We start from the raw sequence: 9,429 nt of genomic DNA, 5'->3' as shown, positions 1-9,429 counted from the left end.
AAAATAAATGCTTTTTTGTTTATGTCCTGAACCCGGCTTTGTGCAAATATCGCCTAGGCAATGGTTATCGTTTCTTGCGTAAACTTTGCAGAGTCCCATACAAGGCGTACAAAACTAACGGGACAAAAACAAGCTTAGACCACGTGCCCGGGTATCGTATAGAAACGAAGATGGCACTGGCGACCGTTAGTCCAACCAGCCAAAGCATTCCTTGGGGTACCTTCACCTTTTTAAAGCTGGGATATTTTATAGAGCTTACCATAAGCAGCGACAGTAAGATTGATCCGCCTACTAGAATATAGGTAGGGAGCTCCTGATGAAACAAAGCCAGTGTACATAGTAAACCTCCCGCAGCCGGTATTGGCAAGCCGACAAAATAGCCGGGAGGAGCTTCTACAACATTAAATCTGGCCAGCCTCATCGCTCCACAAATAGGAAACAGGGCAGTAGTAATCCATGCGGTCGGGGGATTAAGCTCAGAAAAAGCGACCACATACATAATAAAAGCAGGGGCAACCCCAAAAGAAATGACATCGGATAATGAATCCAGTTCTTTGCCAAATTCGCTTTGAGCATTTAACGCTCTGGCTACTCTTCCATCCAATCCATCCATCAACATGGCCACAATCACCATAATAGCTGCAAGACTGTGACTTTCGGTGTAGACCAGGATGATGGCTACAATCCCCAAAAATAAATTGAGGATTGTAAACACATTGGGAAGAGATTTTTTTAACATTCCCTGACCACCTTTAACTTAGCATGTGACCTGAAGGTCCAAATAATCGCGGACTAAATATGCCTATCAACCAGCATCTGTCCTTGGATACGTTTCAACCCTTCCTTGATGGTGCGCGCCCTCACTTCGCCGATGCCCTCAACATCATCCAATTCTTCAATGGAGGCCGCACAAACATTAGAAAAGCTTTTAAAGTTATCGATCAAATTATTAATGATGGCGGAAGGCAGCCGCGGGATTTTGTGAAGAAGCCTGAATCCTCTCGGAGAAATATTCTCTTCCATAACCGAGTTGCTGCTGCTGTAACCAAGAATACGCACAACCTGCTGATAATCAAGAAGCTCATCGGCACTTAACTTTTTGAGGGCGGACCGAATTTCTTTAATTTTGTCATCGTTAAGCTCTTTCATGTAATCTTTAATTAGATACAACGACTCCCGTTCAGTATTGGATACAAGCTCTTCGAGCTGCATATTAATCAGGCGCCCTTCTGTTCCGAGCTCATTGATGTAACTGTTAATTTCTGATTTAATTTTAAGAACCATCTCCACCCGCTGAAGGACTCCCGCCACTTCATGGAATGTCACCATTTCCTCAAACTCTGATGCGCTTAAGTTAATTAAGGCTTGATCCAGCACCGCCTTATACTTTTCCAAAGTTTGAATGGCTTGATTCGCTTTTGTCAAAATAACGCCCATGTCTTTAAGCGAATAACGCAAATTACCCTGGTACAGAGTAATTACATTGCGCCGCTGAGAAATCGAGACTACCAGCTGACCGGTTTGCTTCGCCACTCTCTCCGCAGTGCGGTGACGGATTCCTGTCTCCGAAGAGCTGATGGATGAATCCGGAATTAATTGTGTGTTGGCAAACAGGATGCGTTTCACATCTTCTGTTAATATAATGGCTCCGTCCATTTTGGCCAGTTCGTACAAAAAGTTCGGGGTAAAATCGCAATCGATGGAAAAGCCCCCGTCTACAATATCCTTAACTTCTTGACTGTACCCTACTACGATAAGAGCGCCCGTTTTGGCTCTGAGAACATTTTCTAATCCGTCTCGAAAAGCCGTTCCGGGGGCTACCAACTGTAGAAGCCGGCTCATAACCTCTCTGCTCGATCCCTCTTTACTCATGATGACCCCCTATTAAGCAACCGGTAAATTTAACGAATTGCCGCCGAAAGAGCTTCCGACACGGTTGAAACCGCAACGATTTCCAAACCTTCAGGGGCAGTCCACCCCTTCAAGCTTTTCTTAGGCATAATAATCCTTTGAAATCCGAGCTTCTGGGCTTCCTTAACCCTCTGCTCAATTCTTGAAACCCCTCTGACCTCCCCTGTGAGGCCAATTTCACCAAAAACAACCACTCCGCTCTCCACTGGCTGGTCCTTAAAGCTGGAAGCAATGCTAACCGCGATAGCCAGGTCTACGGCGGGTTCATCCAGCTTTACGCCCCCGGCTACATTGAGATACACATCTTGATTCTGCAGCATCATGCCGATTCTCTTTTCCAATACAGCTATGATCAAGGCCATCCGATGATGATCGACGCCTGTAGACATTCTTCGCGGCGAAGGAAAATGGGTGGTAGCCACGAGCGCTTGCAGCTCTACCAGTACAGGGCGAGTTCCCTCCATGCTGGCCGCTACCGCCGACCCGGATGCACCGGCCGGACGCTCGGAGAGAAACAGCTCTGAAGGATTGCTTACTTCCACCAGACCGGCTTCTGTCATCTCAAAAATCCCGATCTCATTGGTGGAACCAAAGCGGTTCTTCACAGCTCTCAGCAGACGGTAGGTATGATGGCGCTCTCCTTCAAAGTACAGAACGCAATCGACCATATGCTCAAGCAGGCGCGGACCCGCAATCGCCCCTTCTTTGGTTACATGTCCAACGAGAACAGTAGCAATTCCCCTTCCTTTAGCTATTCTCATAAAATGCGCGGTGCATTCCCTTACTTGAGAAACGCTGCCCGGAGCAGAGCTAATGGCCGGATGGTAAACCGTCTGTATGGAATCAATTACTAGAAAGTCGGGATTCACTTCATCAATCGCTTCGGCAATGTGTTCAAAATTGGTTTCACATAACACGAAAAGCTGCTCGGAAACCGAACCTAACCGGTCAGCTCTCAGCTTAGTTTGCTTGGCTGATTCTTCGCCGGAAATATAAAGCACTTTAAGGTTGCTCATGGTCAGAGCATGAGAGGTTTGCAGCAGTAAGGTGGATTTCCCGATGCCAGGGTCACCGCCAACTAATATTAAAGATCCGGGAACAACTCCACCGCCCAATACTCGGTTTAATTCCTGGTTTTGGGTTAAAATACGGGGCTCTTGCCCACTATCTATAGTTATGATTGAAACCGGCTTTTCTTTCTTACTATTCGCAGAAGCTGCAAATCCTTGCGTTTTAACAATCGTTTCGGTCTCTTCGACCATGCTGTTCCAGGCTTGACAGCCTGGGCATTTGCCAAGCCATTTGGGGGATTCGTACCCGCACTCCTGACAGCAAAACTTGGTTTTGGATCTAGCCATTCCTTGACTCCTAACTTCACGAAAAAAGAGAACTTTACTCAAAGTTTACCATGTCCTTTACCAGGTGAAAACCCCCGTGAAAAAAGAAATCGGCGAATATGCGTTCGGCTGCACTTTTGTTCCAGCAAAAAAGACATCCCGCTGTCAGTTGTTATCTGCAGCGGGATGCCCATCAATTAGGTTGCCTATTTTTCGCAGAAATAGTCTTCGCATACGGACCGTTCTGTTAGTTTTGCCTTACATCAGGTACACTACATTAATCTGTTGATTATCTCCGTATAGCTTAAGGCGCCAATCAGCTCCGGGTTACCGTCAGTTCGCCTTCCTTCTCATCTATCGTTAACGTATCGCCTTTGGAGATATTTCCTTTCAGAAGTTCCTCTGACAGACGGTCTTCAATGTGTTTTTGGATTGCTCTGCGCAGCGGTCTGGCGCCATATGCCGGATCGTAGCCTTCCTTAGCCAGGAACTTCTTGGCCGATTCCGTCAGGATGAAGTCTACCTCCTGCTCTTTAAGACGCTTGCGCAGCTCTTCCGACATCAACGTTACAATTTCATTAATGTGCTCCTGATCTAAAGCGTGGAACACAATCAATTCATCTATTCGGTTCAGAAACTCCGGACGGAAGCTCTTTTTCAGCTCAGTCATAACTTTGTCTTTCATGTTGTTGTAATCATGACCTGCATCCAGGTTAGCGGTAAAGCCGAGTGCACTGTTTTTCTTGATCAGGTCAGCCCCTACGTTAGAGGTCATAATGATTAAGGTGTTGCGGAAGTCGACTGTGCGTCCTTTGGAGTCGGTGAGCCGCCCATCTTCCAGCACTTGAAGCAGAATATTGAATACTTCCGGATGAGCTTTTTCAATTTCATCCAGCAGTACTACTGAATAAGGCTTGCGGCGAACCTTCTCTGTTAACTGTCCGCCCTCGTCATAGCCTACATAACCAGGAGGCGCTCCAACCAAACGGGAAGTGGAGTGTTTCTCCATGTATTCGGACATATCAATACGGATAATCGCGTTCTCATCGCCAAACATTGATTCGGCCAGCGCCCGGGCCAGCTCCGTTTTCCCTACCCCAGTAGGTCCGAGGAAGATAAAGGAGCCCATTGGGCGTTTAGGATCTTTCAATCCCGCACGCGCCCTGCGGATCGCCTGGCTGACGGCTTTAACGGCTTCAGATTGGCCGATAACCCGGCTGTGCAAAATATCCTCCATCTTCAGCAAGCGTTCTGTTTCTTCTTCCTTCAGCTTAATAACCGGAATACCGGTCCAGCTTGCAACCACCTGTGCAATATCCTCAGGCGTTACTTCGGAATCCGTGCGTCCTTGTTTTTCCTTCCATTCGTTCTTGGTTACTTCCAGCTCTTCCCGCAGCTTTTGTTCCGTATCTCTCAAGGAGGCCGCTTTTTCGAATTCCTGGCTTTGGACAGCCGAATCTTTTTCCTTACGAATGTTCTCCAGACGGCTTTCAAGTTCTTTTAAGTTAGGCGGTACCGTGTAAGAACGAAGCCGTACTTTGGAACCAGCCTCATCGATCAGGTCAATGGCTTTATCGGGCAAGAAACGGTCCGTAATGTAGCGGTCAGACAATTTAACTGCAGTCTCGATTGACACATCCGGAATTTTGACCCGGTGATGAGCTTCATAGCGGTCTCTCAGCCCGTGCAGGATCTGAATCGCTTCCTCAGGTGAAGGCTGATCTACTGTAATCGGCTGGAATCTTCTTTCTAACGCCGCATCTTTCTCGATATACTTGCGGTACTCGTCCAGAGTTGTAGCCCCGATACACTGCAGCTCGCCTCTGGCCAAGGAAGGCTTCAAAATGTTGGAGGCGTCAATCGCTCCCTCTGCTCCCCCGGCGCCAATGAGCGTATGCAGCTCATCGATAAAGAGGATGATATTTCCCGCTTGCCGGATTTCATCCATAATTTTTTTCAGACGGTCTTCAAATTCTCCCCGGTATTTAGTGCCTGCAACGACAGAGCCCATGTCCAAAGTCATAACCCTTTTGTCACGAAGCGTTTCGGGGATTTCATTGTTGATAATTTTTTGCGCCAGTCCTTCGGCAATCGCTGTTTTACCTACACCCGGCTCACCGATGAGTACCGGATTGTTCTTAGTTCTGCGGCTTAACACTTGAATGACGCGTTCAATTTCTTTGCTCCGGCCAATTACCGGATCAAGGTTCCCTTCTTTTGCAATTGCGGTCAGGTCCCTTGCCAAGCTGTCCAGAGTTGGAGTATTCACATTGTTCGTGCTTCCATGATTGGAAGACACGACTTCATTGCTGCCAAGAAGCTGCAGAACTTGTTGGCGGGCTTTGTTAAGGGAGACACCCAGGTTGTTCAACACTCTGGCTGCCACTCCTTCTCCTTCGCGAATCAGCCCCAGCAAAATATGCTCGGTACCCACATAAGTATGTCCCAGCTTGCGGGCTTCGTCCATAGACAGCTCAATGACTTTTTTCGCTCTAGGGGTATAGGCAAAGTTGGCTGGCTGCTCCTGCCCCCGGCCGATTAAGGCTTCTACTTCATCTTGAATTTTCTCAAGTCCAAGTCCGAGTGCAATAAGAGCTTTAGCCGCTATTCCTTCTCCTTCACGAATTAGCCCGAGTAAAATATGTTCGGTACCAATATTATTATGTCCCAGACGAACGGCTTCTTCTTGAGCCAGGGCCAGTACTTTCTGCGCTCGTTCAGTAAATCTGCCAAACATCATTCTATACACCTCCAGCAATTTAGTAAAATGTAATGGTTGTTGATGGATTAACTACGCAGCTGTTCTTCTGCCTTCTGACATTACCTTGTTAATCTGATCACTGATAAATAAGAATCAGCCAGCTGCAATCAGACGCTCTCTAATTAGCTGTGCTCTTCGAATGTCTCTTTCTTCAGGAGAAAGCTTCTTTCCTGCATACTGCTGAAGAAAACCTGGCTGTGTCATCACCATTAACTCATTCAGCACTCGTGCAGATACATGATCGATGATACCAAGATCTATGCCCAGTCGGACATCGGACAATCGCTGTGATGCTTCTTTGGAGTCCATAATTACTGCATGGGACAGAATGCCGAAAGAGCGCTGTATTCGATCCTTTAAAATATGGTGGGATTCCGCTAAAAGTTTCCTTCTAGCCGTTCTTTCGTGCTCTATAATTTGGCGAACTACGCTGTACAAGTTCTCAATAATTTCTTCTTCGGTCTGCCCAAGCGTAATCTGATTGGAGATTTGAAACAGATTTCCAATCGCTTCGCTGCCTTCTCCGTATAGTCCTCTTACAGCCAGCCCTACTTGGGTAATCGCGGATAGAATCCGGTTAATTTGCTGAGTCATGACCAGTGCAGGGAGGTGAATCATAACCGAAGCTCTGATCCCGGTACCTACATTGGTAGGACAGCTGGTCAAGTACCCTCTTCTTTCATCAAAAGCATAATCCAGCCGATTCTCAAACAAATCATCAAGTTGATTCGCCAGATCCCAAGCTTCTTTTATTTGAAAGCCGGAGCACAGCACTTGGATCCTTAAATGGTCTTCCTCATTGACCATGATGCTGATCGATTCATTTTTGCTGAGGACAACGGCCCCATTTCGGGATTCGTTAGCCAGACTTGGACTGATCAAATGTTTTTCAACCAGCACTTTCTTCTGCAAATCGGTCAAGTTATCGAGCAGCATCGGCTCCATCTCGCTGATCTCATGCAAATCCTCGTTATTTAAGGCCTCTGTGACCTGCTCCAGCACCTGCTTCGACTGGTCGTTGGTAGCCAGCATAGGAAATGGAAAAGAGTTTAAATTGCGTGCAATACGGATTCTGCTGCTAATCACAATATCGGAGTCAGGTCCGTTATCTTTCATCCACTCACTTAATGCTTCTTTAGTAAATTTATCGGACGTCATCCCTTCTCCCTCCTTTCCCGAGCCTTAGTGCTCTGCAATTTTCTTTTCAAGCTCCCTGATTTCATCGCGGATGTTAGCCGCCTTCTCGAACTCTTCGAGCTCAATATGCCGGGCTAGATGTTTTTTTAATTCGTTAATTTCTCTTTTGTATTTAATGATGCCGCCGGAGCGTTTAGGAACTTTGCCTACATGAGATATATTCCCGTGGACCCGCTTAAATAACGGATCCAATCGATCCACAAAATGTTCATAGCAATGCTTGCATCCGAAACGTCCGATTTTGCCGAATTGTTTGTAAGTAAGTCCGCAATTTTCACATCTCAACGGTGCGCTCTTCGTTTCGGATGCACCGGCTGAACCCGGTTCCAGGTTCAACAATCCGGATATAAGATTGTGAATCGAAAACCCGTTCGCAGTTCCGGGAATCATTTCCCCTTTTTCACGGGCACATGCTTCACAGATTCGAAACTCTGTCTTTTCCCCATTTACAATCTTTGTAAAATGCAATGTGGCTGGTCTTTTGCCGCATTCTTGGCAAGTCATGGAGCTAACCTCCTTAGCGTTTAATGCCTTTCATTCAGCCATTATGCGAAAACTTATCAAGTACCGCGGGCCGGCGTTGCCGGTTCTTTGAGCGGTTGTTAAATTGTTTATGTTGTCCTATAACCCTTTTCCAAAGGTTGAAACCAGCTACTTGCTAAGCAAGGACAGCAGCATAGCTTTCATAAGCTTGGCGCGGATTTCATCTCTCAAGGGAAGCTTCAAGGTAAGTACCTCTCTGGATACAGCCGCATTTATTAATTTGGCCTCTCTCGCAGAAATGAATCCCCCCTCCTTTAACTGGTACACGAGTCCTTCTGCTGAGCTCTGATCCATTTGCTCCATTATCGATTGCAATATGTGATCGCGTATAGCTCCTTGCGGACCCAGTGAAACCTTGCGGATGCGAATGTATCCCCCACCGCCGCGCTTGCTTTCAACAATATATCCTTTCTCCAAGGTGAAGCGGGTACTGATGACATAATTGATTTGCGAGGGGACACATTGAAATTGATCGGCTAGTTCATTACGCTGAATTTCAATGATACCATTCGGACTCTGCATCAATATTTGTTTTAGATACTGTTCGATGGTTTCCGAAGCGCTGCGCATCGGTGATCCCTCACTTCTCGGTTGTAATTGGACTAATGACTTTTTTGAACTAATTGCTTTGTGAGCCTTGTGAGCCTTGTGAGCTTTGTGAGCTTTGTGAGCTTTGTGAGCTTTGTGAGCTTTTTTAGTTAAATTGACTTTGACTTTCTTTGACTTTAATTTTATTATATCACTTTTTTTCATTTTGCCAAGTGGTTTTTTCTTATTCTTGGTATCATCGGGCTATTTTATTCGTGCAAACGGCTTGGAACGGTGCTTTGACATACTAACTGTCACAAATAAGAGCGAGGATGAGCGTTAGAAATAAAATCCCGGTCTTTTTCACCAAATAAGAGCGAGGGCAAGCGTTAGAATGTTTGCGCAGAAAATCTTGCAGGCCTATGTTCGAAGTCGGTTGTGATACGACGGGTATCCACATTAAATGGTCTGCGGGCGCTGAGAGAGGAAATTGAATAGCTCTTGAAGTCAGCATAAAGCTTCTCCAGAATGAAAACACTACAATGGAATCATATTAAACCCAGAAAAAACGATGACCGAAATCTGCTTACTTAAATGTTCATTTACAATGCTAAAATCAAACTTTTACAACTTTGGATCAGCAATTTGGAGGTAATGACGAAATGGCGGAAAAAACTATCCTCGCTTTTTTTAAAAAACCGGAAGAAGCCGAACAAGCTCTTGAGCAAATGAGCGGGCTTAAAGTGATCGACAGCTCTATCGACCGATTCGATGGATACCCTGGGAATGGAATTGATCATATTGAAAATCCGATTAATGGAGATTTCCCCGGATTAGGTTACTTAACGCTTAGTGGAGACTTTAGTGATCGCAACGCAGCAATTCTAGCGGCGACTAGTGTCAGTGCAAGCGGAATGAGCTCGGGTGGAAAAGACAATGAAGTAACAGGCCGGGATATCTGTTTAACGGTTATTATCGACGAAAAAGACCATCATCAAGCGTTAAACATTGTCCAAAAGCTGGGGGCTATCATTTAAGGTAGCCATCCAGCCTTAGGGCTCATAGTCAGCATCGGAACCTTCCTCTTCAACGCGGTCCTGCTTCCCTGCATGTTCTTCGATCACAGGTTCAGATACTCTCCCCGGGAGATAG

8 protein-coding genes are annotated in these 9,429 nt (G+C 46.2%); 1 reads left to right on the top strand and 7 read right to left on the bottom strand.

Annotated features, from left to right (window positions below):
• Window positions 1-64: 64 nt before the first annotated feature.
• The 7 genes from pssA to PSHG_RS25015 all read right to left on the bottom strand — a co-directional run bounded on the left by pssA (window position 65) and on the right by PSHG_RS25015 (window position 8,319).
• Complete coding sequence (pssA, locus tag PSHG_RS29025) at window positions 65-739, bottom strand: CDP-diacylglycerol--serine O-phosphatidyltransferase (protein WP_010279503.1); 675 nt, start codon at window positions 737-739, stop codon at window positions 65-67.
• A 53-nt stretch (window positions 740-792) separates the two neighbouring features.
• On the bottom strand, window positions 793-1,872 hold the full coding sequence (gene disA, locus PSHG_RS25040; RefSeq protein WP_010279497.1) for a DNA integrity scanning diadenylate cyclase DisA: 1,080 nt from the start codon (window positions 1,870-1,872) through the stop codon (window positions 793-795).
• A gap of 29 nt (window positions 1,873-1,901) precedes the next feature.
• Window positions 1,902-3,269 (bottom strand): DNA repair protein RadA, encoded by a 1,368-nt coding sequence (radA, locus tag PSHG_RS25035; RefSeq protein WP_010279494.1) that lies wholly within the window; start codon window positions 3,267-3,269, stop codon window positions 1,902-1,904.
• A 295-nt stretch (window positions 3,270-3,564) separates the two neighbouring features.
• Window positions 3,565-5,988, bottom strand: a complete 2,424-nt coding sequence (clpC, locus tag PSHG_RS25030; protein ID WP_010279491.1) for an ATP-dependent protease ATP-binding subunit ClpC — start codon at window positions 5,986-5,988, stop codon at window positions 3,565-3,567.
• Between the two features lie 114 nt (window positions 5,989-6,102).
• Window positions 6,103-7,167 (bottom strand): protein arginine kinase, encoded by a 1,065-nt coding sequence (locus tag PSHG_RS25025; protein WP_010279489.1) that lies wholly within the window; start codon window positions 7,165-7,167, stop codon window positions 6,103-6,105.
• A gap of 24 nt (window positions 7,168-7,191) precedes the next feature.
• On the bottom strand, window positions 7,192-7,710 hold the full coding sequence (locus tag PSHG_RS25020) for a UvrB/UvrC motif-containing protein (protein ID WP_010279487.1): 519 nt from the start codon (window positions 7,708-7,710) through the stop codon (window positions 7,192-7,194).
• A 147-nt stretch (window positions 7,711-7,857) separates the two neighbouring features.
• Window positions 7,858-8,319: a CtsR family transcriptional regulator gene (locus PSHG_RS25015; RefSeq protein WP_010279485.1), complete on the bottom strand. Its 462-nt coding sequence runs from the start codon at window positions 8,317-8,319 to the stop codon at window positions 7,858-7,860.
• Window positions 8,320-8,939: 620 nt separating this feature from the next.
• Here PSHG_RS25015 and PSHG_RS25010 point away from each other — a divergent pair.
• A complete protein-coding gene (locus PSHG_RS25010; protein ID WP_010279483.1) occupies window positions 8,940-9,314 on the top strand; it encodes a hypothetical protein in 375 nt (124 codons plus the stop codon).
• Window positions 9,315-9,429: the final 115 nt, after the last annotated feature.

It is taken from the genome of Paenibacillus senegalensis JC66 (assembly GCF_000285515.1).
GTDB lineage: Bacteria > Bacillota > Bacilli > Paenibacillales > NBRC-103111 > Paenibacillus_L > Paenibacillus_L senegalensis.
Note: the sequence above shows the minus strand (reverse complement) of the source record. Positions and strands in the feature narration are given on the sequence as shown.

What these genes read in the sequence shown, in the direction of transcription:
- pssA (WP_010279503.1), bottom strand. Translation starts at nt 739, where the DNA reads ATGTTAAAAAAATCTCTTCCCAATGTGTTTACAATCCTCAATTTATTT.
- disA (WP_010279497.1), bottom strand. Translation starts at nt 1,872, where the DNA reads ATGAGTAAAGAGGGATCGAGCAGAGAGGTTATGAGCCGGCTTCTACAG.
- radA (WP_010279494.1), bottom strand. Translation starts at nt 3,269, where the DNA reads ATGGCTAGATCCAAAACCAAGTTTTGCTGTCAGGAGTGCGGGTACGAA.
- clpC (WP_010279491.1), bottom strand. Translation starts at nt 5,988, where the DNA reads ATGATGTTTGGCAGATTTACTGAACGAGCGCAGAAAGTACTGGCCCTG.
- PSHG_RS25025 (WP_010279489.1), bottom strand. Translation starts at nt 7,167, where the DNA reads ATGACGTCCGATAAATTTACTAAAGAAGCATTAAGTGAGTGGATGAAA.
- PSHG_RS25020 (WP_010279487.1), bottom strand. Translation starts at nt 7,710, where the DNA reads ATGACTTGCCAAGAATGCGGCAAAAGACCAGCCACATTGCATTTTACA.
- PSHG_RS25015 (WP_010279485.1), bottom strand. Translation starts at nt 8,319, where the DNA reads ATGCGCAGCGCTTCGGAAACCATCGAACAGTATCTAAAACAAATATTG.
- PSHG_RS25010 (WP_010279483.1), top strand. Translation starts at nt 8,940, where the DNA reads ATGGCGGAAAAAACTATCCTCGCTTTTTTTAAAAAACCGGAAGAAGCC.